The sequence below is a fragment of the Nocardia pseudobrasiliensis NBRC 108224 genome (assembly GCF_001613105.1).
Taxonomy (GTDB): Bacteria; Actinomycetota; Actinomycetes; order Mycobacteriales; family Mycobacteriaceae; genus Nocardia; species Nocardia pseudobrasiliensis.
In genome coordinates this window covers 254,992-279,294 of sequence record NZ_BDBS01000004.1, presented here as the reverse complement: position 1 = coordinate 279,294, position 24,303 = coordinate 254,992, and the positions used below count along the sequence as shown (strand labels likewise).

The 24,303-nt window shown below is 68.1% G+C and carries 21 protein-coding genes; 13 read left to right on the top strand and 8 right to left on the bottom strand.

The window, feature by feature from the left end:
- Positions 1 to 61: 61 nt before the first annotated feature.
- The 3 genes from NP4_RS06160 to NP4_RS06150 are packed head-to-tail and all read right to left on the bottom strand — an operon-like array spanning position 62 to position 2,444.
- Positions 62 to 1,243: a site-2 protease family protein gene (locus NP4_RS06160; RefSeq protein WP_067993155.1), complete on the bottom strand. Its 1,182-nt coding sequence runs from the start codon at positions 1,241 to 1,243 to the stop codon at positions 62 to 64.
- A 9-nt stretch (positions 1,244 to 1,252) separates the two neighbouring features.
- Complete coding sequence (locus tag NP4_RS06155) at positions 1,253 to 1,876, bottom strand: DUF2267 domain-containing protein (RefSeq protein ID WP_067993152.1); 624 nt, start codon at positions 1,874 to 1,876, stop codon at positions 1,253 to 1,255.
- A gap of 13 nt (positions 1,877 to 1,889) precedes the next feature.
- On the bottom strand, positions 1,890 to 2,444 hold the full coding sequence (locus NP4_RS06150; RefSeq protein WP_067993149.1) for a flavodoxin domain-containing protein: 555 nt from the start codon (positions 2,442 to 2,444) through the stop codon (positions 1,890 to 1,892).
- A 146-nt stretch (positions 2,445 to 2,590) separates the two neighbouring features.
- On the opposite strand from NP4_RS06150, the gene NP4_RS06145 reads away from it, so the two are divergent.
- From NP4_RS06145 to NP4_RS06130, 4 genes are all read left to right on the top strand, one after another.
- Positions 2,591 to 2,848 (top strand): SHOCT domain-containing protein, encoded by a 258-nt coding sequence (locus NP4_RS06145; protein ID WP_307596530.1) that lies wholly within the window; start codon positions 2,591 to 2,593, stop codon positions 2,846 to 2,848.
- 193 nt (positions 2,849 to 3,041) lie between these two features.
- The gene (locus tag NP4_RS06140) at positions 3,042 to 5,105 is read left to right on the top strand and encodes a glycosyl hydrolase family 65 domain-containing protein (RefSeq protein WP_067993143.1); all 2,064 of its coding nucleotides are present in this window, start codon (positions 3,042 to 3,044) and stop codon (positions 5,103 to 5,105) included.
- The gene (locus tag NP4_RS06135) at positions 5,102 to 5,773 is read left to right on the top strand and encodes a universal stress protein (protein WP_067993140.1); all 672 of its coding nucleotides are present in this window, start codon (positions 5,102 to 5,104) and stop codon (positions 5,771 to 5,773) included. The genes NP4_RS06140 and NP4_RS06135 overlap by 4 nt, the downstream gene beginning before the upstream one ends.
- A 102-nt stretch (positions 5,774 to 5,875) precedes the next feature.
- Complete coding sequence (locus tag NP4_RS06130; protein WP_067993137.1) at positions 5,876 to 7,360, top strand: alpha,alpha-trehalose-phosphate synthase (UDP-forming); 1,485 nt, start codon at positions 5,876 to 5,878, stop codon at positions 7,358 to 7,360.
- Between the two features lie 36 nt (positions 7,361 to 7,396).
- Here NP4_RS06130 and pspAA read toward each other — a convergent pair whose 3' ends face one another.
- Positions 7,397 to 7,678, bottom strand: a complete 282-nt coding sequence (pspAA, locus tag NP4_RS06125; RefSeq protein ID WP_067993133.1) for a PspA-associated protein PspAA — start codon at positions 7,676 to 7,678, stop codon at positions 7,397 to 7,399.
- 182 nt (positions 7,679 to 7,860) lie between these two features.
- On the opposite strand from pspAA, the gene NP4_RS06120 reads away from it, so the two are divergent.
- Complete coding sequence (locus NP4_RS06120; protein WP_067993130.1) at positions 7,861 to 8,814, top strand: ribose-phosphate diphosphokinase; 954 nt, start codon at positions 7,861 to 7,863, stop codon at positions 8,812 to 8,814.
- Here NP4_RS06120 and NP4_RS06115 read toward each other — a convergent pair.
- Positions 8,735 to 11,515, bottom strand: a complete 2,781-nt coding sequence (locus tag NP4_RS06115) for a cation-translocating P-type ATPase (protein WP_082875593.1) — start codon at positions 11,513 to 11,515, stop codon at positions 8,735 to 8,737. The genes NP4_RS06120 and NP4_RS06115 overlap by 80 nt on opposite strands.
- Positions 11,515 to 12,561, bottom strand: coding sequence for a zinc-dependent alcohol dehydrogenase family protein (locus NP4_RS06110; RefSeq protein ID WP_067993126.1), 1,047 nt, complete (start codon positions 12,559 to 12,561; stop codon positions 11,515 to 11,517). Before NP4_RS06110 ends, NP4_RS06115 begins: the two co-directional genes overlap by 1 nt.
- A 162-nt stretch (positions 12,562 to 12,723) precedes the next feature.
- On the opposite strand from NP4_RS06110, the gene NP4_RS06105 reads away from it, so the two are divergent.
- From NP4_RS06105 to NP4_RS06090, 4 genes are read left to right on the top strand one after another with little or no spacing between them, the layout of a single operon-like run.
- The gene (locus NP4_RS06105; protein WP_067993123.1) at positions 12,724 to 13,641 is read left to right on the top strand and encodes an ABC transporter ATP-binding protein; all 918 of its coding nucleotides are present in this window, start codon (positions 12,724 to 12,726) and stop codon (positions 13,639 to 13,641) included.
- 23 nt (positions 13,642 to 13,664) lie between these two features.
- The gene (locus NP4_RS06100) at positions 13,665 to 15,257 is read left to right on the top strand and encodes an ABC transporter permease (protein WP_067993721.1); all 1,593 of its coding nucleotides are present in this window, start codon (positions 13,665 to 13,667) and stop codon (positions 15,255 to 15,257) included.
- 16 nt (positions 15,258 to 15,273) lie between these two features.
- On the top strand, positions 15,274 to 17,823 hold the full coding sequence (locus NP4_RS06095) for a cation-translocating P-type ATPase (protein ID WP_067993120.1): 2,550 nt from the start codon (positions 15,274 to 15,276) through the stop codon (positions 17,821 to 17,823).
- 19 nt (positions 17,824 to 17,842) lie between these two features.
- Positions 17,843 to 18,187: a spore germination protein GerW family protein gene (locus NP4_RS06090; protein WP_067993117.1), complete on the top strand. Its 345-nt coding sequence runs from the start codon at positions 17,843 to 17,845 to the stop codon at positions 18,185 to 18,187.
- A 4-nt stretch (positions 18,188 to 18,191) separates the two neighbouring features.
- Here NP4_RS06090 and NP4_RS06085 read toward each other — a convergent pair whose 3' ends face one another.
- Positions 18,192 to 18,575: a hypothetical protein gene (locus NP4_RS06085; RefSeq protein WP_067993113.1), complete on the bottom strand. Its 384-nt coding sequence runs from the start codon at positions 18,573 to 18,575 to the stop codon at positions 18,192 to 18,194.
- Between the two features lie 179 nt (positions 18,576 to 18,754).
- Between NP4_RS06085 and NP4_RS06080 the strand changes: the two genes are divergently transcribed.
- From NP4_RS06080 to NP4_RS06065, 4 genes are all read left to right on the top strand, one after another.
- Complete coding sequence (locus NP4_RS06080; RefSeq protein WP_067993110.1) at positions 18,755 to 19,726, top strand: Acg family FMN-binding oxidoreductase; 972 nt, start codon at positions 18,755 to 18,757, stop codon at positions 19,724 to 19,726.
- A 27-nt stretch (positions 19,727 to 19,753) separates the two neighbouring features.
- A complete protein-coding gene (locus NP4_RS06075; protein ID WP_114755525.1) occupies positions 19,754 to 20,338 on the top strand; it encodes an Rv1733c family protein in 585 nt (194 codons plus the stop codon).
- A 29-nt stretch (positions 20,339 to 20,367) separates the two neighbouring features.
- Positions 20,368 to 21,264, top strand: a complete 897-nt coding sequence (locus NP4_RS06070) for a universal stress protein (protein ID WP_067993104.1) — start codon at positions 20,368 to 20,370, stop codon at positions 21,262 to 21,264.
- Between the two features lie 190 nt (positions 21,265 to 21,454).
- Positions 21,455 to 22,039, top strand: a complete 585-nt coding sequence (locus NP4_RS06065; RefSeq protein WP_067993718.1) for a hypothetical protein — start codon at positions 21,455 to 21,457, stop codon at positions 22,037 to 22,039.
- Here the strand turns inward: NP4_RS06065 and ppsA are convergent.
- Positions 22,020 to 24,284: a phosphoenolpyruvate synthase gene (gene ppsA, locus NP4_RS06060; protein WP_067993715.1), complete on the bottom strand. Its 2,265-nt coding sequence runs from the start codon at positions 24,282 to 24,284 to the stop codon at positions 22,020 to 22,022. The genes NP4_RS06065 and ppsA overlap by 20 nt on opposite strands.
- Between the last annotated feature and the right edge of the window lie 19 nt (positions 24,285 to 24,303).

Sequence of the window (24,303 nt, the reverse complement as noted above, 5' to 3'; positions counted from 1 at the left end):
ATCACGGCGATGAACGCGGCGATGGCTATCGTGGCGAGGACCCAGGGCATGGATTTCTCCTTCACGCGGTGGGCAGATTCGGGGGTGCGGGGAAAAGAGTGGGGGAGTGGGTTTTTCGGATCGGCAGTCCCAGCGCGGAACGGTCGCACGCGGTAGCCAGGTCGGTGGCGGTCACGATGCCGGTCAGTCGGCCCGCGGGGTCGACCACGGCGATCGCGTCGAGGCTGGGGCGCAGGACCACGCGGGTGGCGGCGTCGGCCAGCAGGCCGTCCTCGGCGAGGATGCCGCCCGGTGGCAGGCGGCGTGCCACCCCCGAAATCTGTGTGGTCGCCCGGGTGGCGGCCGGTACCGCCACCACGTCGGACCAGGCCAGGACCGCGAGCGGATGTCCGTCGAGGTCGACGACCGGGAATACGCGATGGCCGCTGTCGGGCGCGGACGAGTGCAGCAGGCGATCGATCGACCACTGCGCGGGTACGGCCAGCGCGGGGCTGGTCATCACATCGCGAATTCTGCTGTCGCCGAGCCGATGTCGCAGGCCCGCGACGGCGAGTTCGCCCAGGGCGGCGGTCTGCAGGTACCAGCCGAGTAGCAGCAACCACAATCCGCCGAGTTGATGAAAGACGATCAGCTCCCCGACACCGAGAACCATGAGCACCGTGCCGAGCGTGCGGCCACTGCGCGCGGCCGCGGTCGCCGCGCGCAGACGATCGCCGGTGCGGGCCCAGATCAGCGCACGCATTACCCTGCCGCCGTCCAGCGGTGCGCCGGGCAGCAGATTGAACAGCGCCAACAGTGCGTTGGTCGCCGACAGCCAGACCAGTACGGCCACGACGGCAGTGCCGGGAACGAATGCCGCGGTGATCACGGCCCCGACGAAACCGCCGGCAGCCAGCAGGAGGCTGGTCACTGGTCCGGCGATGGCGATGCGCAGATCGGTTCGGGCATCACGAGGTTCGTCGCTGAGCTCGGAGACGCCGCCGAGCAGCCACAGCACGATCCGGTCGACGCCGACACCGCCGCGGCGCGCGACGACCGAGTGCGCCAGCTCGTGCGCGGCGAGCGAGGCGATCAGCGCCAGCGCGCCGATGGCGGCGATGATCCAGAGCCACCCGGGTGAGCCGCGTCCGGTCAGCGTGCTGTGCAGGATCCAGGTGAACAAAGCGATCGTGACCAGGACCGACCAATGTACGCCGATCCGGATGCCGGCTATCCGGCCCAGTGGCAGGGTTTCGGTGGGCATGCGGACTCCTCAGGGTCGGTCGGTGAGTCCCTCGGCGACCAGGATTCGGTGGGCGTGTTCGGCGGCGGAGATGCCGTCGGGCCCGAGTTGCTCAGCGCCTGGGAGCTGTTCGAGAGCGTGGGCGAGGACCGCGACCGCTTCGGTCAGCGTGCGTACGCGGGCGCGGAGATACGCGGTCGCGTCGGCATCGGGGCCGAAGGTTCCGTCGAGATCGCTGCCGCGCAACAGTTTCCGCAGATCCGCAGGCAACACGGTGAAAACGTGCTCGAGTTGGCCCGGGGAGAACAGATCGGTCAACGCCTCCGTGACCGCGCCGATGAGGGCGGCGGCCTCGTCGGCGGTGACGCGGGCGGTGGCCGCGAACTGGTTCACGAACGCGGTGGCGTCGTGTGGAGCGGGCACCTGGTTCGGCATCCAGCCCTCGAAGAATGTGCCGCGCAACAATTCCGGTAGCTGAGCGCTGAGATGAGCGGCGGCGGAGACGCCGAGCTGGTCGCGTACGGTGTGCAACCACGCGCGCAGCGCGCGGTGGGCGAAGGCGCGGTCCTCGGTGTTCAGCGCGTCGGCTACCGCGTGGACCCAGATGTGGGCGGTGTGCACGGCCGGGGCCAGGGGATCGTGGTGATAGGGCACGGTGGTCGGCTTTCTATGGCTGAATGGTCGAGGATTTCGGTTCGGGCAGGTGCAATTCCGCGGCGACGTCGGATGCCCATTCCCGAATGGCGGCCCAGTCGCGCAGATCGCCGTAGCGGGCACCGCCCATGGTGCGGTAGATGGCGCGGGCGAACAGGTCGACCCCGGCGCGCTCGTAATGTCCTGCGAACGGCCGGTACTCGCGCGGGTGGATCGAATCACGCAGGGCGGCAATCTTTGTCGGCACCAAGCGGCCGATTCTGCGTCCGATCGGCCCGACCAGCGCCGGACCGAGACCGACGCTGAACATCCACACATCCGACTTCGCCAATTGACGTCGGTGCTCCTGGATATAGGACACGGCATCGGGGAGAAAGTCGCGATTGTGGATGGCGCTGCCGATGACCACGGCGTCGAATCGACTCAGTTCCGGTGCGTGCGCGACATCGGCGACCTCCACCCGGGCCCCACGCGCGGTGAGTTCGGCTCCGATGAATTCGGCGATGTCACGAGTGGATCCCTGCGCCGTCGCGTAGACGACAGCGATGCGTTTGCGTTCCGGCTCCATATGTCGAGCCTGCGCGCCGGCCGCGGCGAGAATGAGAGGCGTCCTACCCGATGTATGGGGACCATCGGCCTCTGTCGATTCACTCGCGTCCGCGGGAACCTGAGTGAACAGATGCGATCTACCAGGTGCGGAGGAGTACGACCGTGATGATGTGGTACGGCACCGGAATGAGCGGATGGGCCTACGGGATGATGGCGGTCGGCATGATCGTCTTCTGGGCGCTCGTGATCGGCGGCATTGTCGTGTTGGTCCGCTACGTCAGCCGCGCGGCCGGGATGTCGGTCTCCGGCCCGGCTCGGCCCAGCCCGCAACAGGTGCTGGCCGGTCGGTACGCGCGCGGCGAGATCGATGACGACGAGTACGTCCGGCGTATGAAGGTTCTGGATTCCGACCCGCTGCCGTAATGACGAGGACGGTCCCGCGGCTTATGGGGATAGATGTCGGAGGACGACGCCCACCGATCGGAACAGGATGAGAGGGGCAGTGAATCATCGTGTCCGACACCATGTCCCGTGTGCGTACCGCCCTGGACCTCGATTCGATCGACTTTCCATGCACGATGGACGACTGCGTGGAATCCCTGACGGCCGAGTCGCGGTGACCGGCCCAAGCGGCGGATGGGACCCGCGCTGGACCATCCGGCACAGCCCGATACGGCCCGCGGTCGCAGATGAGGCCGTATTCAGCGTTGGTTCCGGCGGATTCGCGATCCGGGCAGCGCCGGAGGAGAGCGGCGACGCGTCGCCGGGCGTGCTCGCGGCGGGGGTCTACGCCGGTGTCGGCGCGGAGCAGCATCTGCTCGAGGGGCCGATCTGGACCCGGGTGGAATCGTCGGCGAGACCGGCGGCCGAGTTCGTGCTCGATCTGCACGACGGAGTGCTTTATCGGCGGAGTGGCTTCGGGGAGAACGCGTTTCGCAGCTTGCGGTTCGCCTGTGCGCTGCGTCCCGGCGTGATGGGCATGCGGGTGTTCGGCGATGTGCGGCCGGGTCCGCCCATGCGGGCTCCCGGCGCACAGTGCGGGGTCGTCATCGAGTACGAACAGGTGCTGTCCATGGGGTCTGCCACCGAGACGCGTTGTCTGCGTGTCGAATCGGAGGGCGGCGCGATCGTGGGTGCGGCCGCGCAGCGTGTGAACGGTGATGGACTGGAGCGGGTGGCGGCGTTCGTGGTGGAGTCACTGGATCGAACGGGGGCCGGTCGCGCCGCGCGGAAGTTGCAGCGGGCCTGGCATCACGGATTCGACGAACTACTCGCCGACCATCGGGCTGCCTGGGCACGGCGATGGTCGGAGGTCGGAATCGAGCTTCCCGATGATCCGGAGACCGAGGTGGCGGTGCGGTACGCGCTGTTTCAGCTGTGGTGCAATGCCGACGCTCACGGTGAATCGGCGGTGGGGGCGCGGGGAATCTCCGGGGCGGGGTATCGCGGGCATGTGTTCTGGGATGCCGATGTCTTCGTTCTGCCCGCGTTGGTGAGTATGGATCCGGCCGCGGCGGCGGCCATGCTGGAGTACCGGCGAAACCGGCTGGGCGCGGCGCGGTCTCGCGCACGGGCCGAGGGGCGTCACGGTGCGCGGTTTCCCTGGGAGTCGGCGGCGGACGGCACGGATGTGACGCCGCGCACCGGCTTCCTCGGCGGCACAGCGGTCCCCATCCGCACCGGTGCGCAGGAGGAGCACGTCACCGCCGATATCGCCTGGGCGGCAGATCATTACGCCGAATGGATCGGATCGACTCACTATCTCGAATCCGACGGCCGCGATCTGCTCATCGAAACGGCTCGATACTGGGCCTCACGGATACGGTTGGGTGAGGACGGACGCGGCCACATCGATGCGGTGATCGGACCGGACGAATATCACGAAACCGTCGACGACAACGCGTACACGAATGTCATGGCCCGCTGGAACCTTCGGCGCGCCAGTCGACTCCTACCCCGAAGCGCGGTGGAGGCCACGGAATTCGGTTTATGGAAAGACCTGGCGGAGCGCATCGTCGACGGGCTGGGCGCCGACGGCCGCTATGAGCAGTTCCGTGGCTACTACGGTTTGGAAACACTGACCGTGACGGCATTGGGCGGTGGGCCGGTCGCGGCCGACGTATTGCTGGGGCAGGCGCGGGTGGCCGGGTCACAATTGATCAAACAACCCGATGTGCTGATGCTGCATCACCTGGTGCCCGACGAAGTCGCGCCCGATTCGCTGGCAGTCAACCTGGAGTACTACGGGCCGCGCACCACGCACGGATCCTCGTTGTCCCCGGCGGTGATGGCGTGCGTGCTCGCGCGGGCGGGTCGTCCGGACGAGGCGCTGGAGGTGCTGCGTCCGGCGCTGCGGATGGATCTGGACGATCGCAGCGCCATGACCTCAGGCGGATTGCATCTGGCCACCATGGGCGGGGTATGGCAGGCCGTCCTGATGGGGTTCGCCGGGGTGCGGGTGCGCGGGGGCGTGTTGTCGATTCGACCGTCGCTGCCCGCGCGATGGCCGCGGCTGGGCTTGGCCTTTCACTGTCTGGGCCGGCGGATCCGGCTCGACCTGTCCGCGGAGGGCGTGCGTGTCGTAGCCGACGGGCCGATCCCGGTGTCGGTGGGCGATACCGAACCGGTCGTGGTGACCGATGAATTGTTCTGTCCTACTCCGAGTAGGGAAACGCTGTGAGCGACATTCTGATTCGAGACGGAGACGCGGTTCTGGAGATGGCCCACGCCCTCGCGGAGGCGGTCGGTGGTGGGATGAGGACGATCCCGGCCGAGGTAACGGACGACGAATTCCTCGAGCAGCTCGCCGCCCCGGACGTGATTCTGGGCCTCGTCGCGCTCGACGGTGAAGGATGGGGGATCGCTCGCCAGGCGACCAAGCCCGTTGTCGTGGTGCCCGCGGCCGCGCGGCCGATCACGGCGATCCATCAGGTCTTGGTCCCACTCGATGGGACCGACGAAACAGTCTCGGCGGTGGCCGAGACGGTGCGCCTGTTCGGTACGGCCGGGACCGAAATCGTGGTGCTGCACGTCTTCGACGCGGCCACGACACCCGAATTCTGGGATCAGGCCGCGCACGCACGCCCGGTATGGGAGCAGGAATTCCGGGCCCGATACTGCACCCCGCACTTTCCGGAGACCACACCGACGCTGACGTTGCGCAGCGGTGCGCCCGGAGAGCATGTGGTCGATCTCGCCGCACAGCACGCCGACCTGATCATCCTGGGGTGGTCTCGGCGACTGGATCCGGGCCGGGCGCAGACGGTACGCCGGACGGTCGGCGAGGCCCCGGTGCCGGTGATGCTGATTCCCGTTGGGGCCATGGGGCGCGGACCATGGGCAGGCTGATCAGCGCGAAAAACCGACCTCGCCACCGGGTGGGTGGTTCGCGTGGGGTCGAAATGACCACGGCGGCAGCGCTATTCGCATTCCCGGTGTTAATTTGAGGTGATGATGCGGATCCGGGTCACCCCGCGGGACGGCACGCCGTCGGGCAATGAGACGACCGACCGGAGACGGTGGTGGGTGGTAGCGCAGGACCACGTCGCATCGCCGAGGCGCACCGATGAGCGGTACTCCCTGATCGTCGGCTATCACCGGCCTCCGGTACCGCGACATCAGGCACTGTCCAGCCCGAACGGAATTCTGCCCACCCTGACCGCGCTGTTTTCCCGAGGGCTGCGGGGTATCTGGGTTGCCGCCGGGGTGGGCGACGATATCGACGAAGGCGAGCACGAGGTTCCGCTCACACTTCTGCGAGTGAGCGCCGAGGAATGGCGCGGCTATTTCCATCGCGCCTGCAAGGACACGCTCTGGCCGATCCTCATGTCCGAACCGCGTCGCATGCGCTTCGACGCCGGCGCCTGGACCCACTACCGCGCGATCAATCAACGCTATGCCCAACACATCCGCGCGCAGGCGGCGCGCGGTGCGGTCGTCTGGCTCCACGACTACAACCTCTGGCTCGTCCCGGGCCTGCTGCGCCGCATCCGGCCCGACCTGCGTATCGGACTGTTCCACCACACCCCGTTCCCACCGCCGCACCTGTTCGCGGCGCTGCCCACGGCCGATGAGATCCGCTGTTCCCTGGCCCAATTGGACTGGGCGGGATTTCACACCACCGCATTCGCCGACAACTTCGGCCACACCCTCGGCGAGCAGCCGACACTCCCGGCCGTGGGCGTCCACCCCCTCGGCATCGACCGTGCGGCGATCGAAGCACTCGCCCGCCACCGTGCAGCCGAGCTGCCGTCAAAGCGATACACGCTGGTGCTGTCTGTCGAGCGTCTCGATTACGCCAAAGCCCCTATTCAGAAAGTCGACGCGTTCGCGACGGTGCTGGATCGCCGCCCGGACCTGCGCGGCCGGTTGATGTTCCGGCTCATCTGCCCGCCGCCGGAGTCCGGCATCACCGCCTACGACACCACCCGCAGCACCCTCGAGCGGCGCATCGGCGAAGTCAATGACACCTGGCGCGGCGACGGCTGGCAGCCCATCGACTACATTTCGCGCACGCTGCCACTGGCCGAGGTCATCGATCATTACGTGGCCGCGGACGTCTTCTGGGTGACTTCGCTGCAGGACGGCATGAATCTGACCGCCAAAGAATTCATCACCGCCCAAGCCGCCGTCATCGAATCCGTTGTCCCACCCGGGGTGCTGGTGCTGTCCCGCTACACCGGTGCCGCGACGCAACTCGGCGACGCCGCTCTGCTCACCGACCCCCGATCGCACGAGAACCTCACCAACACCCTGACCCATGCCATATCTCTCGACCACACCGAACGCCGCCGCCGTCTCCACCACCTGGCCAACCTCCTCGGCCACGACCACCCCGTGGACTGGGCAACCCGCATCATCGCCGACATCCAAACCGGCACATCCCACTCGGTCCCAACGCCGATCACACCCGAACTGTGGCAACCCATCGAGTAACGCCCAGCGGCGTCCTGAACCTCGTCGAAGTTCGAGTCAGCGCCGCGTCCGCGGTGCAGCCGCCTCGCAGTGCAGCAGCGTGAGTGTTTCGGGCACAGCCAGATTCGTGGTGGGCAGGGTCAGATCGGCCGCCTCGTGTTTGCTCGTCGCGGTGCCGAGCTCGTGGGCTATTGCGCGCAATTGGCCGAGTACGAGTTCGAAACCGTCGTCGTCGTGGGCGTCGGCGGCCAGCAGGAGCTGATCTTCGAGATCGTCGAAATCGGCTCGATGCGAGTCGTCGACGCGGAATCGTCCGTGGCCCAGGATATGCACGATCATGGTCTGTCCTTTCTCGTTGCTTCAACGATCGCCTGCCGGAACGGTCGAGAAGAAGAGGACTTCGTGGCCGGAGGACGGGACCAACGGCCCGGCGCGCAGCGACGAGAGGATCTGTCGGTTCCGCTTCTCGCCGCCGACGCTGAAAGGAGCAATTGCCGTTTCGGCCTCGGAAAGGACGAACAATGGACTCGCTGCGCATCATCGCCGGTAGCGCCAATCCGAGGTTGGCGGATGCGGTCGGGGCCCAACTGGGGATCGGGTCGAGAAGTGCTGGGCTGGAACGGTATCCGGACGGTGAGGTATTGCCGCTGGTCGATGACGTCGCCGGTGAGGATGTGTACATCGTGCAGCCGACGTCGCCGCCGGTGGCTGAGCATCTGGTCGAGCTGTTGCTGCTGATCGATGCCTGCCGTCGCGCTCGGGCGGACCGGGTCACCGCGGTGGTGCCGTACTTCGGGTACGCGCGGCAGGACAGGCGGTTCGGAGCGGGCGCGTCGGTCGGCGCGAAAGTCGTCGGCGAGGCGATCGCGCACGCGGGCGCGGATCGGTTGATCGTTGTCGACCCGCACACCCCGAATCTGGAGGCCATATGCCCGGTGCCGGTCGAACTCGTCAGCGCCGTGCCACTGCTGGCGCACACCCTCGCACCGGCGCTGTCGGAGCGGACCGTCGTCGTGGCGCCGGATCCGGGGGCGGTCGAACGGTGCGAGCAGTTCGCCTCGGTCATGCGGTGTTCGATCGCGATCGTGCGCAAACATCGCGAAAGCGGGACTCGCGTTTCGGCATTGGAGTTGCTCGGTTCCGTGGACGAGCGTCCGGTCGCCATCGTCGACGACATGATCGCCACCGGTGCGACGCTCGAGGCCGCGACCAGGCTGCTGCGTTATCACGCGCACAGCCTCGTGGCCGCGGCCACGCACGGTCCGCTCACCAGTGGCGCGACGTCACGTCTGCAGGCGGTGGGGATCCACCGGATCGTCGTGACCGACACCGTGGCCCAGCGGGAACCGTCTCCCGTGCTGGAGATCTGCTCGATCGCGCCGCTGCTCGCCGAGGTTATCGCCCGGTTGCACGGTGCGATGCGGATCCCGCACGCGGCCGCGACTCATCTTGATGGGTTCGCGCACGGGTCCTAGGCGGCTCGGGTGCGGTCGATCGCCGGATCAACCAGCGGCGTAGTTCGTCGGCGCCCCAGACGATGACGGGGAACGGCACGACCAGCGCGACCATCCAGGGCGCCGGAGCGGTCGTGCCGAGCAGGTACTGCAGCGGCGGCAGATAGAGGATCGCGCCGGTGAGTGCGATCTCGAATCCGATGCCCCACAGCAGCATCGGATTGCTGAAGACGCCGATCGAGCGCAGCGACGCATGCTCGGTGCGTGCGGCGAAGGCGGTGCCGATCTGGCCTGCGACCATCCCGGCGAACATTGTCGTGACGGCCTGGCCATAGGCGTGGTGCAGTGGGCTCGCGGGTCCGGTGGGTGCGCCCGGACGCCATCCGGCGCTGAGTAGGACGGCGAAGAACCCGAGCAGCGCCAGGACCGCGCAGATCACCCCGAGGAACAGCCAGGCGCGGATCAGCATCGGTGCGCGGATCACCGGTTCGGAACGTCGACGCGGTGGGCGGGTCATGATTCCGGGCTCGGCGCTTTCGCGACCCAATGCCAGTGCGGGAAGCGTTTCGGTGCCGACATCGAACGACAGCAGCAGCGGCACGGTCAGCGGCAGCGGCACCGCACCGCCGGACAGGGCGAAGACCAGGAACGGAACGACTTCCGGGGTGGCGTGGGCGAAGATGTAGAAGATGAATTTGCGGATATTGTCGTAGCCGCGCCGCCCCGCCTCGACGGCCGCGGCGATGGTGGCGAAGTTGTCGTCGGTGAGGACCATGGTGGAGGCCTCGCGGGCCACGTCGGTTCCGCTGCGGCCCATGGCGATTCCGATATCGGCACGCCGCAGAGCCGGGGCGTCGTTGGCGCCGTCGCCGGTCATGGCGACGACGTGGCCGGTGGCGCGCAGGGCGTCGGCGATGCGGAGTTTCGCCTCGGGCGAGGAGCGGGCGAAAATCAATTCCGCTGGGCTGGAGAGTAATTGGTCGAGTTCGTCTTCGCTCATCCGGGCCAGCTCGGAACCGGTGACGATGACCGGATCGCCGTGGACGATGCCGACGCGGCGGGCGACCGCGGCCGCGGTGAGGCCGTGGTCGCCGGTGATGACGATGACACGGATGCCCGCGGTGTGGCAGCGGGCGACGGCAGCGGCCACCTCGGGGCGCGGCGGATCGACGATCGCCACCAAACCCAGCAGGGTGAGACGTGATTCGGCGCTGTCGATATCGCGAGGCGGCGGTTCACCGGGAATCAGTCGGCGGTCGGCGACGGCGAGCATGCGGAAACCCTCGGTCGCCCGGGCGTCGACGAGCTCGGCCAGTTCGGTGCGGCGCTGGTCGGTGAGCGGGATCGGGTCCGCGCCGCGGGAGAGTTCGGTCACGCACAGCGGCAGTACCGATTCCGGAGCGCCCTTCACATGCACCCATATCGCGTCCGATTCGTCGATTGTGGACATTCGTTTGCGCACGGAATCGAAGGCGAACTGCCGCAGGCGGTTTCCGTGGTGTGACCCGACGAGGGCGTGCGCGGCGACGAGGACCGCGACATCGGTCGCGTCACCGACCAATGTGCCGTCGTCGGTGACATGCGCGTTGTTGCATGCCGCCATCGCCGTGGCCAGCCGTCGCAGAGGCGCGGAAGGCGTTGTGCGGTAATTGGTTTCACCGTCGATGTCGACCCGGCCCAGCGCGGTGTGCACCTCGGTGGCGCGCATCCGATTCTCGGTCAGGGTTCCGGTCTTGTCGGTACAGATGACATCGGTGGAACCGAGTGTCTCCACGGCCGACAGCCGTTTGACCACCGCGCCCCGCTCGGCCAGTCGCCGCACGCCGATGGCCAGGGCGAGGGTGATCACCGGCAGCAGCCCCTCGGGCACGTTGCCCACGAGCAGGCCGACCGCGAAGATGACGGCATTGAGCAGTGACAGTCCGGCCGCGAAGGTCGCGATCGGAATGAACGCCACGCCCAGCAGCACCGAGATGAGCGCGATCAGCCAGGCGACTCGGCGAACCTGATGCTCGAGCGGGCTCTCGTCGGCGTGGACCCGTTCCGACAGCGACGCGATGCGACCGAGTTCGGTATCCATCCCGGTGGCGAAGACGAGCGCACGCGCCTCGCCTTGCGCGCAGGTGGTTCCGCTGAAGACGATGTCGCGCGCGTCCAGCAGCGGTACCTGTGTGTCGAGCAGATCGGCGCTGCGGTTCACCGGCGCGGATTCGCCGGTCAGCGCGGACATGTCGACCTGGATCGCACCGTCGATCAGCCGCGCGTCCGCCGAGATCCGGTCGCCCTCGGCGATCACCAGGACATCGCCGGGAACCAGTTCGGTGGCCTCGACCTCGGACTCCCGGCCGTCTCGAAACGCTTTGGCGTGCTGTGGAATGAACGCCGCCAATGCCTCCACCGCGTGCTCGGCGTGACGCTCCTGGGCGAAGGCGAAGGCCGCGTTGAGCGCGATCACCGCGATGATCGCCGTGCCGATGGTGACGATGCCGACCGAGAACGCCAAACCCGCCGCCGCCCAAAGTAACAACGCCAGCGGATGGGTGAACTGACGAGCCAGCTCACGCGGCCATCGCGGTCCGCCGCGTCGGCGCAGGGCATTGGGGCCGGCGTGCAGCAGTCGCCGCGCAGCCTCCCGGCTGGAGAGGCCGGATCTGGTGCTGCGTAGATCGCGCAGGACCAGATCCAGATGCGCGGTCGGCTCGACGGCCCGCGGCAGGCTCATCAGTAGTACTTGTCGACGACGACCTTCAGTGCGCTGGTCTGCTCGGCGCGGTCGAAGGTGTCGTAGGCGAGTTCGAACTGGTCCATGGTGAAGTGATGGGTGATCATGGCGCTGGGGTCGAAGCGATGGCTTTCGATGAGTTTGATCAGGGTGGGGGTGGAGTGGGTGTCGACCAGGCCGGTGGTGATGGTCAAATCGCGGATCCAGATGTTCTCGAGGTGCAGGGTCGCGGGTTTGCCGTGCACGCCGATATTGGCGACGTGTCCGCCCGGACGCACCGATTCGACTGCGGTCTCGAAGGTTTCGGGGATGCCGACGGCCTCGATCGCGACGTCGGCGCCGAGACCGTCGGTGAGCTCGCGAACGATGTCGAGGGCGTTGTCGCGGCCGCTGTTGACGATCACATCCGCGCCCAGTTTGTGGGCGGCCGACAATCGGCTGTCGGCCAGGTCGACGGCGATGATGCGGGCCGGGCTGTAGAGCCTGGCCGTGGTGATGGCGGCCAGTCCGATCGGTCCGGCTCCGATGATGGCGACGGTGTCGCCGGGACGGACGTTGCCGTTGAGTACGCCCACCTCGTAGCTGGTGGGCAGGATGTCGGCGAGCATCAGCATCTCGTCGTTGGGGATGTGCTCCGGGATGAGATGGGTCGAGGTGTCGACGAAGGGAACGCGGACGAGCTCGGCCTGCGTGCCGTCGATCAGATGCCCGAGCGCCCAGCCGCCGCCACCGAGGCACTGCCCGTAGCGGCCCTCTCGGCAGAACCGGCAGGTGCCGCAGGAACTGATGCACGACAACAGGACTCGATCACCGACGCGGCGGGTGTGCACGCCCGAACCGACGGCGACGATATGCCCGACGGCTTCGTGGCCGAGGATCCGGCCCGGCGTGAACTCCGGGACGTCGCCTTTGAGGATGTGCAGATCAGTGCCGCAGATCGTGACCGAGGAGACCTCGACGATCGCATCGGTCGGCTCTTGAATCGTCGGATCGGGAACCTCGTCCCAGGATTTCTGTCCGGGACCGTGAAAGACCATTGCGCGCATGAGTACTCCTCGGATGGGTGATCGGCTCCTCACTCGACGGTCCACCGCGAGCGGTGCCCGCCGAAAGTGCCTTTGGTCCCCGCGGTCCGAGGCCATGTCCCCTCCATGTCAACCGGCGCGGACCGCAAGCTGGACGCAGTACGGCGATGCCGAGGAGGCAGTGTGGATACCGAACCCGCGATCTCGATCGCCGATCTGGTGAAGACATTCGGTTCGGTGCGGGCGCTGAACGGATTGGACCTGACGGTCCGGACCGGGGAGGTGCACGGATTTCTGGGGCCCAACGGGTCGGGCAAGACCACGACCATCCGCGTTCTGCTCGGACTGCTGCGCGCGGATGCGGGCTCGGCTCGGGTGCTCGGCGCCGATCCGTGGCGGGACGCGGTCGCATTGCACGCGCGGATGGCGTACGTGCCGGGCGAGGTCACGCTGTGGCCGGCGATTACCGGCGGGGAGGTGATCGACCTGATGGCTCGCCTGCGCGGCGATGTAGATCGCCGCCGCCGTGACGAGTTGCTGCAGCGATTCGATCTGGACCCCAGCTGCAAGGCCCGCACCTATTCCAAGGGCAATCGGCAGAAGGTGGCGCTGGTGGCCGCGTTGGCCTCTCGCGCCGAACTACTGTTGCTCGATGAGCCCACCGTCGGACTGGATCCGTTGAAGGAGGCCGAATTCCGGCGCTGCGTCGAGGAGATGAAGACGCAAGGACGCACGATTCTGCTGTCGAGTCACATTCTCGGTGAGGTCGAGGCGCTGTGCGATCGGGTGAGCATCATCCGCGACGGGCGCACGGTGGATTGCGGAACGTTGTCGGAGCTGCGGCATCTGACCAGAACCGAAATCGCCGTGGAAACCATACGCCCGCTGACCCGATTGCGGCTGGCGGCGGGTGTACACGACCTGGTCGGCAACGGTCGCCGGGCGCGTTTCGCTGTCGATGCCGCGCATCTGGATGCGGTCGTGCGCATGCTGGGCGATCTCGGCGTGCGCAGCCTCACCTGTACGCCGCCGACGCTCGAGGACATCTTCCTACGGCATTACCGAGCCCGATCCGAACCCGTGTCGGAGCACAGCTCGTGAATACCCTCGAACGCTGTCGGGAGATGTCGCACCGCAACCTCGCCGGCGCGGACGCGCTGCTGTCGTTCGTTCTGCGGCGGGAGCGATTCGCGGTGCCGTGCTGGCTGGCGGGTATCGCGGCGCTACTGATCTTGCAATCGACCGGCAGTCAACGGCTGTACGCGACGCCGGAGAAACTCGCGCAACTGCGCGCGACGATGACCGCCAGTTCCGCGGCGCTGGCCATGAGCGGTCCGGCGCGGTTGCTGGACAGTGTCGGCGGCGAGATCGTGTTCGAGATCTTCGCCTACTTGTCGATCGTGACGGCGTTGATGAATATGTTTCTCGTCGTACGGCATACGCGTTCGGACGAGGAGACCGGGCGGGCGGAGCTGATCCGTTCGGCTCGGGTGGGCCGCCGTGCTCCCGCCGTGGCCGCGCTCGCGCTGGCGGGGCTGGCCGACTGCGCCGTGGTCGTCCTCGTGGCGGGTGTGGCCGTGGTGACCGGACTTCCGGTCGGTGGATCGGTGCTGTTCGGGTTCGCGCTGGCGGGAGTGGGTGTGGTCTTCGCCGCGCTCACCGGCGTCGCGGTGCAGATCTTCGAAAATCCGCGCGGCGTCTACGGTTTCGTCACCCTGGCGATCATCGCCGCCTATGTGCTGCGCGCGATCGGCGATGTGAGCGGCGGGGCGGTGTCCTGGGCGTCTCCGATCGGCTGGGGGCAGCGCGGCTATCCCTACGTGGAGGACCGGTGGTGGCCGCTGCTGTTGTCCGCCGCCGCGGCGCTCGCGTTGTCCGGCATCGCGTTCGGGCTGCTGGATCGGCGCGATTTCGGGGCGGGGCTGCTGCGCTACGGCCGTGGTCGAGCGACCGCGTCGTGGGCGTTCGGATCGCCGCTCGGGCTGGCGTGGCGACTGCATCGCGCTGCGCTGATCGGCTGGACCGCAGGTGTTTTCGCGCTCGGCGTCGCCTACGGTTCGTTCGCCGAGAGTATCGAGGACTATCTTGCCGACTATCCGGAGATCGCCGACTATCTGCCCGGTGGTGTGGCCGATGCCGTGAATTCGTATCTGTCGCTGTGCCTGGTGATCACTTCGCTGCTGGCCGCCGCGTACGGTATCGTCGCGGCGTTGCGGGCGCGAGGTGAGGAGACGGCGGGCCGGGCGGAGCTGGTATTGGCCAATCGGACGAGCCGATCCTCTTGGCTGGCAAGTCATCTCGTCGTCGCGGCGTCGGGCGGTCTGCTGGTAGCGGCCGCGGGAGGTTTGGGGATGGGATTCAGCTACGGGCTCACCATTTCCGATGGGTCGCAGTTGCCGCGGGTGACCGCGGCCGCGCTGGCCGAGGTTCCCGCGATTTGGTGCGCGGTCGCGGTGGTAGCGCTCGGTATCGGGTGGTTGCCCAGGGCCGCAGCGGCATTGGCGTGGTCGGTGTACGCGTACTGCGTCGTCGGGGTGCTGTTCCTCACCTCGTTCGATCTGCCCGGGTGGTTCGACGAGGCCTCGCCGTTCACTCATACGCCCAGAGCGCCGCTGGACACCGTAACCGCGGCGCCCATGATGACCATTACCGCGATCGTCCTGGCCCTCGCCGGAGTCGGACTGGTGGGGTTCCAACGCCGAGATGCCGGATACTGACCGACTGGAGGCTTCGATGCCCGACCTTCGAAAACGCCAGAGCCGCGCACCGTCCGGGCTTTCCTCGGATGAGGCGGCCGCTCGATTGGCGCGGGCGGGCCAGAACATCTTGCCGCAGCGTCCGCCGATTCGCTTGCCACAGCGGGTGCTCAGCCAGCTGCGCGATCCATTGATCGCGGTATTGCTGGTCGCGACGGTTTTGACCGCCGCGACCGGTGACTGGCCCGACATGTCGGTGATCCTGCTCGTCATCGTCGTCAACACGACAGTCGGTGTGGCGCAGGAACTGCGCGCCGACCACGCGATCGCCGCGCTCACTCGGCTGACCGCACCGACCGCGCGAGTGATCCGAGATGGGCGGCAGTGTGAGGTGCCTGCCACCGCTGTCGTGGTAGGGGATCTGCTGGTGCTGGCCGAAGGCGATATCGTCGCGGCCGACGCGACCGTGAGTGAGGCGGCGGCTCTGCTGGTGGACGAGTCCGCGCTGACCGGTGAGTCGGTGCCGGTGGACAAAACGGGTGCCGATGAGGTGTCGGCGGGGACCGTGGTCGTGCGTGGTCGCGGGCGCGCGGTGGTGACCGCGATCGGCGCGGCCAGTGCGACCGGACGTATCGCGCGGCTGCTGGAGCGGGGGCCGGGCCTGACGCCGTTGCAGCGCAAGCTGGTCGATGTCGGGCGGTTGGTGGCCGGTGCCACGGTCGTGCTGTGTGTGATCGTGCTCGGTCTGGGGTTGTGGCGTGGCGAACCGGTCGAACTGATGGTGATCACCGCGATCAGCCTGGCCGTGGCGGCGGTGCCGGAATCATTGCCCGCGGTGGTGACACTCGGTCTTGCGATCGGTGCGCGCCGAATGGCGGAGCGGCACGCGTTGATTCGCAGGTTGCCTGCCGTCGAGACGCTCGGATCGGTGACGGTCCTGGCCACCGACAAGACCGGCACCCTTACCGAGGGCCGCATGACCGCCTGCGCCCTGTGGACGCCGGGCGGTGCGGCGGTCGTCACCGGGTCCGGATGTGCGCCAGAGGGTTTCGTGCGTATCGGTGACCGAGTGCTCGGCATGGCCGACCATCCGGCGATTACCCAACTGCTGTCGGCGGCGGCTTTGTGCAACGATGCGCGGCTGCTGGCCTCGGACGGCCGGGGCGAGGAATGGGCCGCGGTGGGGGATCCGACCGAGGTGGCACTGTTGTGCGTCGCGGCCAAGTTGGGTCTGGAACACGAAAGCCTGGAGGCGAATGCGCCGCGCGTCGGCGAGCGGCCCTTCGACAGTGATCGGAAACGGATGAGTACCGTGCATCGGCTGCCGCACGGCCGATACCGGGTGATCTGCAAGGGTGCACCCGAAGCGGTGCTGAACGCCGCTGTCGTGGAAGATGTTTCGGTCCACGTGCGACAGACCGCCGAACAGGTGGATCGGTGGGCGCACGCCGGGTACCGGGTTTTGGCCGTCGCCGAGGGGGATCGGGACGACTGCCCGCGGGACGGGGATCAACTCGAGCGCGGACTGCGTCTGCTCGGCCTGATCGCCCTCGTCGATCCGCCCCGGCGCGCGGCCGCCGACAGTATCGCTGCCTGCCGCCGAGCCGGTATCCGGCCGATTCTGATCACCGGTGATCACCCGGGCACCGCCCGCGCCATCGCCACCGAGGTGGGGATCATCGGCCCGGACGATGCGGTGGTGGATTGCCGTGCCGAGCCGGGGCTGCCGCCGGCGAATGTCTACGCGCGAGCCACCCCGGCCCAGAAGCTCGACATCATCGAGGCGTTGCGTGCGTGCGGTGAAGTGGTGGCCATGAACGGCGACGGCGTGAACGACGGACCCGCACTGCGCCGCGCCGACATCGGTGTGGCGATGGGCGGACGCGGCACCGAGGTTGCCCGGCAGGCGGCCGATCTCGTGCTCGCCGACGACAATCTCGGCACCGTTGTCGCCGCGGTGGAAGAGGGCCGCAGGATCTACGCCAACATCCGGCGCTTCCTCGTCTACGGGCTTTCCGGTGGGGCGGCGGAGATCGCGGTCATGATGGTCGGACCGTTCCTCGGGTTCGCGTTACCGCTGACCGCGGCTCAGATTCTGTGGATCAACCTGCTGACGCACGGTCTGCCCGGTGTCGCTCTGGGCGGGGAGCCCGCGGACCCGCGGACGATGAGGCGAGGTCCCCAACCGCCGACTCAGAGGATTCTCGGTGGCGGGCTGTGGCAGCGCGTGCCGCGCATCGCCGTGGTGCTGACCGGTGTCACGCTCGGCGCGGCGGTGTGGGCGCAGCACACCGACCGGCCCTGGCAGAGCATGGCGTTCTTCACGCTGGGGGCCACGCAGCTGGGCGTCGCGCTGGGCTCTCGGTCGCGGCTGTGGTCGCGAGCCAATCCGCTGCTGCTGGTCGCCGTCACCGTGGCGTTGGCTCTGCAGCTGAGCGGGCTGTATCTACCTCCGCTGCAACACCTTCTGGGCACCCAAGCGCTCGCACCCGGTGATCTGCTCATGGCCGGTGCGCTGTCGACCCTGGGTTTCGTCGCGGTGCGGCTGGACCGAGCGGTGCATCCGCCCGCCCGACATTCGAAGTGAGAATGAACAAGGAGAGACCATGAATCTCGACGAGATTTTCGCCGCCGCGAAGGATTCCATGACCGTGCGACGCGTCTTCGCCGAACCCGTTGAGAAGGACGGCGTCACGGTCATCGCCGCCGCGACCATATCGGGCGGAGTCGGAGGCGGCGGCGGTACCGACGGGGAGGGGCAGGAGGGCTCCGGCGGTGGGTTCGGCGTGGGCGCCAAGCCCGCCGGTGTGTACGTGGTGCGCGATGGCAAGGTCAGCTGGCAGCCCGCCGTCGATGTGAACCGCTTGATGACGGTGGTCGGCGTAGTAGCGGTCACCGCGCTGATCGTCGGCGCGCACATGGCGAAATGGCGTGCGCGACTGCCGATGTGAACGATCAGCGCAGCCGCGCGCCCAAGGCCAGGATCGTGACCCCGAGCGCCACGCAGATCGGCTGGAGCCAGCTGCCGGTGCGAATCAGCGCCAGTTGCACCAGGATCCAGCCGATCAGCGCCGCGCCGCTGACCAACGCGGCCGTCCCGGCCCGTCGATCCGCCGCCGCTGCCAGATATGAAGTCGCCGCCATCGGCAGGCCCACGATCAGCGCGAGCATGACCGCGGCGAATGTCGGGCTGTGCCAGGGCAATCGCCCCTCCACGGCGCTCCCGAGCGATATGACGCCGGAGCCGAGACCGGCCGCGCCCGCGAAGGCCCAGACCGCCACGATTCCCGCCAGCAGTACCAACCAGCGATTCGCGCGTGCGCGCGTATTCGTTCCCATGATTCGACTGTGATCGACGAGCCGGGCAGCCGACAGGGACCAGAGTCCTCGGGCGCGGGGCCGCTGGGCCGTCGTCCACCGATCGCGTGCCGAGGACCTTTCCAGTGAGGACTTTCGGCCGTCTCGCCCACCGGCGCCGACGGGCGATGCTGAAGCCAACCTGCTGAAAGGCGACAGCGATGACGAACTCGCACCCGGATCCCGACACGATCCGCGCCGCGCTGACCATGGCGGTGCGCGCGCCCTCGGTGCACAACAGCCAACCGTGGGTGTGGCGCGTGGGCGACCGCACGGTCCATCTGTACGCCGATGTGACCCGGCATCTGCCGTATACCGATCCGGATCAGCGCGAGCTCTTGCTCAGTTGCGGTGCGGCGCTTCATCATCTGCGTGTCGCGTCGAGGGCGGTCGGTTGGGAGCCGCTGGTGCGTCGAATTCCGAATCCGGCGGATGCCGACCATTTGGCATCGGTCGAGTTCCGGGCTTGCACGCCGACCATCGAGTCGGTGGAGCTGGCCCGCGCGATCGCCGCGCGGCGCACCGACCGCAGGCGCTACACGTCCTGGGACGTACCCGCCGTATATCTCCGGGCAATCGAAGGGGCCGCGGCCGCGAACGGCGCCCTGGTCACCTTCGTGGAGCCTGGGCCCGCAAGGGCGCGGCTGATGCACGCATTCGAGCGAGCGGCCTGGCAGCACGCGCAGGACTCCGGCTACGGCGCGGAGTTGGCGCAGTGGAGCGGTCGCTATGCGTCGGCGCAGGGTGTACCCGCGCGCAGTGCCGTCGTGGCGACCGATCCGACGGTGCGTCCGTTCGCCAATCCCGGCCTGCCCCAGACGATCGTGCGTGATGTGGACGCGGTGGATCGGCTGCTGGTGGTGAGCACGACCGGCGACGATCGGCTGTCACGGTTACGGGCGGGTGAAGCGGTCAGCGCGGTACTGCTGACCGCCACCAAGCTCGGGCTGGCCAGTTGCCCGCTCACCGAGCCGCTCGAGATCCCCGAGACCCGCACCATGATTGGCACCGATGTGCTCGCCGACGGCGGCTGTCCACAGCTGATCATTCGAATCGGCTGGGCGGCAACCAGTTCCGAACCGGTTCCGGCAACGCCTCGACGGGCGCTGGACGAGGTCGTGTTCCCGCTGTAGGCGGGGCACGAAAAGAGGGTGAGTGAGATGACGAACTTCTCGTGGTGGGCGCGGCTGCTGTGGCGGGCGCAGCCGTGGGACCGCAATCCGCTCATGCGGTCCTCGGACCGATTCGAAGGAATCGTCCGAGTGGCGGCGGTGCTGATCATCATGGCGGCCGTGCCGATAGCCGGAGCCGTGGGAACCGCCGGATACACCGCCTCCGCGGAGCATATCCGTCAGGACAACGCGGGCAAGACCGCGATTCGCGCGACGGTCGTCGCCGACCCGGAGAAGCGGACCGGCTCGGGGACAACCCGATTCGACGCCGCGGTGAGCTGGGATCAGGCGCGAGGCGCCGGACGGGCGACCGTGGCGGTGTCGTCGGCCACGAAGCGGGGTGACGGCGTGACCGTCTGGCTCGGACCCGACGGACGTCCGGTCGAACCGCCGGTCGCCCCCGGCGTCGCGGTGACGAACGCGATCGCGATGGGGCTGGGACTGTTGGCCGGGGTGTGTCTGGCGGCGGCCGGAGTCGTGGAGGCCGTGCAGTGGGGGTGCAGGCGTCGTCACAGCGCCGAATGGGCACGGGAGTGGCAACTGATCGCCCGCCCGATCGGGCAGGGCAACTGACGGAGTAACGGAAAGCGCAGGAGGACACCATGACCGAACAACCCATCGTCGCCGCCGTCGACAGCTCGGCCGTCTCGTATCACGCGGCCGCGTGGGCGGGCGCGGAGGCCGTACTGCGGGGCAGGCCCCTGTACCTGATCAATTCCGTCAATCTTCCCGTCGGATGGGGGCCGGGGGCGATGCTCGCCGACGGCGATATGGACTGGATGCGCAAGGACGGGGAACGAATCCTGGGTGAGGCCGAGCGCATTGTCCGCGTGGCCGTTCCGGAACCTCTCGAGATCATGAAGGAGGTCACCTTCGATCCGATCATTCCCGATCTCGTCGAAAAGTCCCGGCGCGTGCCGATGGTGGTGGTCGGCAGCCGTGGCCTGGGCGCGATGCGGCGCGGGCTGCTCGGCTCGGTGAGTACCGCGGTCACCCGGCACGCGCACTGCCCGGTGGCGGTGGTGCACGGCTGGTCGACCAACGATCCGGTCGCGGCCGCCAAGCCGATTCTCGTCGGTGTCGACGGCAGCGACAACTGTGTGCCCGCGATCGATTTCGCGTTCGAGGAGGCCGCGCGGCGCAAGGTCGGTCTGACCGCCCTGCACGCGTGGAGCGACGTCGGCCTCGGCATGGAGGTGCCGATGATCGGCTGGGACGACAGTATCCGACAGTCGGAGGATGCGGCCTTCGCCGAACGTCTGGCGGGCTATGCGGAACGGTATCCGGACGTGACGGTCCGGCGAATCATGGTGCAGGACCGCCCGGTTCGCGCGCTGGTCGACGAATCGGACAACGCCCAGCTGGTCGTGGTGGGCAGCCGCGGGCGAGGCGGCTTCACCGGCATGCTGCTCGGATCGACGAGTAACGCGGTACTGCATTCGGTGGAGTGCCCGATGGTGATCGTGCGCCATCGCGAAACGGAACAGCAGGCCGAATAGCGACTCGCCATTGTCCGTGCCACGCCGCGCGCCGAGGACCGACTCGGTGCGCGGCGTCGGTGCGTTGCGGGGGCGCAAGGGCGCAGTACTCCTCGATCGGGGTCGGAGGCCCCTATCTACGGCGGGCGCCATCGCGGACCCTTGAACCGACGGCGGCGCTCCCCCTACACGGAATATCGAGATGACGGCCATGAGCGACAGCGTGATTCATACACCCGCACCGATCGGCCGGGCATCTCGCGCGGTCATTCGATCCCTTCTGGTCACCATCGGACTGCTGATACGACATCGGATTCGCCTGCCCCGGAACAACGTCGGCCTGCGTATCGGTTTCGCGAACGGCACCGGCGCGCGCGTGTTCCGGGAGACGGTGATCATCGATTCGGTTCCGCGCGACCCGTGCGTGCTCCTGGTCGAGTTCGAATTGCGCGCGGTGCGCGGGCGCGGGCATGCGTTGTTCCGCCGGGAGAGCTTGCTCAATACCTTGTTGTTCGCCGGCTTCCCGGGCCTGGTTTCCAAACTGTGGCTCACCGACGACGAACATGGCGCCTACCGCGGCCTGTACGAATGGGATGGCCCCGCCTCCGCGGAGGCGTATGCGCGTGCTTTGTGGCGGGTGCTGGCGTTGGTGAGCGTTCGCGGTTCGATCGACTATCACGTGCTGCCCGGACTGCGCCGCGTCGATCTGTTCGAATCGGCCCATCGGACGGACGGCCACGGGGAGTGGTGGCGTCCGACCGAAATCGGAACGACACTCAATCGCGGTGTGTCATAGCGTGTTCGAGCAGCAGGCGGCGTTCGGCAGCGGCGACGGCGCGTCGCGTGGCCGGGAGGGCGTCGGGGGTGACCGAGATCGATGTGATGCCCATGCGGACGAGGTGTTCGGCGAATTCGGGGTGAGACGAGGGGGCCTGGCCGCAGAGCGATGAGGTGATGCCCGCTCGGCGCGCGGTGGTGATGATGCGGTCGATCGCGTGCAGGACGGCGGGGTCGGATTCGTCGAACAGGTCGGCGCACTGGTCGGAGTCGCGGTCGACGCCGAGGATGAGCTGGGTCAGATCGTTGCTGCCGATGGAGACGCCGTCGATGCCGAGGCCGACGTACTCCGGGAGCCAGTGCACCACCGAGGGGACTTCGGCCATCACCCAGCGGTGCAGGCCGCGCGCGCGGCCCAGGGGACTGGCGTCGATCAGCGCCAGACAGGCCTCGAGCTCCCAGCGAGTACGCACGAAGGGGATCATCAAGTGCAGGTTGGGGGTTCGCTCCCGCACACGCGCGAGGGCTTCCAGCTCGAGGCGGAACAGGTCGGGTTCGCGGATATATCGGTAGCAGCCGCGGTAGCCGATCATCGGGTTGCGTTCGTCGGGTTCGTATTCGGCCCCGCCGGACAGGGCGCGAAACTCATTGCTGCGCAGGTCGGTCGCCCGGTACACCACGGGCCGCGGTGCGAAGGCCGCGGTGATGCGGGACAGGGACTCGGTCATCGAGTCGACGAAGGTGTGCTGCTCGCCGCGGGCGATGAGCGCGCGGGGGTGGTGGCCGCCGAGCGCCTGGGTGAGCAGGGTTTCCGCGCGGAGCAGTCCGACACCGTCGGCATCGGAGGCGGCCATTCGCTCGGCGACTTCGGGCAGGGCCAGGTTGAGGTAGATCCGCGTGGCGGTGGTCTCGGACGAGGCTGTGTGCGACGGGGATTCGGCGGTCATGTGAACGGAGGTCGCGGTCGCGGTACGGACCTGTCCGGTGGTGCCGTCGACCGTCACCCAGCGACCGTCGGTGAGGGTGGTGGTGGCGGTGCGGGCGCCGACCACGCACGGCACGCCGAGTTCTCGGGCGACAATAGCGGCGTGGCAGGTCATGCCGCCGCTGTCGGTGACCAGCGCCGCCGCTCGGGCGATGGTGGGCAGCCAGTCGGGATTGGTCATGGGCGCGACGAGAATTTCGCCGTCGCGCAGTTGTGAATCCTGCGTCGGCGACGACAGGACTCGCGCGGCGCCGGTGGCCGTGCCGGGCGCGGCGGCCAGACCGCGCAGCAGCACCGTATCGGCCGCGGTGGTCTGAGGCTCGTCGTGCAGGGTGGTGATCGGCCGCGCCTGCACCAGCCACAGGTCGGCGTCGTCGAAGGCCCACTCGACGTCCTGGGGACGGTCGCCGTGATGCTGCTGTACCTGCAGCGCCAGTCGTGCCACGGCGAGGACCTGAGAATCGGTCAACACCGTCGAATCGACCTGTGGTACAGGTAATTGCACGCGCTGGTCACCGTCGGCGCCCGCTACGATCGCGTAGGTTTGATTGCCGGGATGGGTGGCGATGATCGTCGGCCCGGCGGCGCTCAGCACGTAGGTATCGGGGGTTATCGCGCCCGACACCACCACCTCGCCCTGGCCGTGGGCCGCCTCGATCACCACGCGATCGCGACGCCCGGTCGCGGGATCGGCGGTGAAGGCGACGCCCGAGGTGCGGGCGGTGACCATCTGCTGTACGACCACCGCCATCTCGGGGGTCTCGGTCATATTGCGGCGGGCGCGGTAGGTGAGAACTCGCGGGCTGAACAGCGAGGCCCAGCAATCTCGCACGGCCGCGATCAGATCGCCGTCGCCGCGGACGTTGGTACGGGTGACGTTCATGCCCGCGAAGGAGGCTGTCGCACCGTCCTCACCGACCGCGGAGGACCGGACCGCGACCGAAACATGTTCTCCGAGCGCGTGGTACGCGGCCAGGACGGCGTTCTCCAGATCGGCATCGAACGCCGTGTCCAGGACGAGCTCTCGCATCCGTCGACACAACTCCTCCAGCCGTTGTCCGTCGGCGGCGGCCCGCAGTGCGGCGGTGTGCAGCGCCCGTAATTCCGGCCCGTGCGGGCCGTGTTCGATCACCTTGCGGTAGCACTCGCGCAACAGGACGAATCCCGGCGGGACGGGCAGTTTCGCCGCCACCAGCTCACCCAGATTCGCGCCCTTGCCGCCCGCTCGGTCGGCATCGTCGAGCCGCAGTTCGTCCAGTCCCGCCACGTAGTCGCCCATCACGGCTCCGATCCACTCG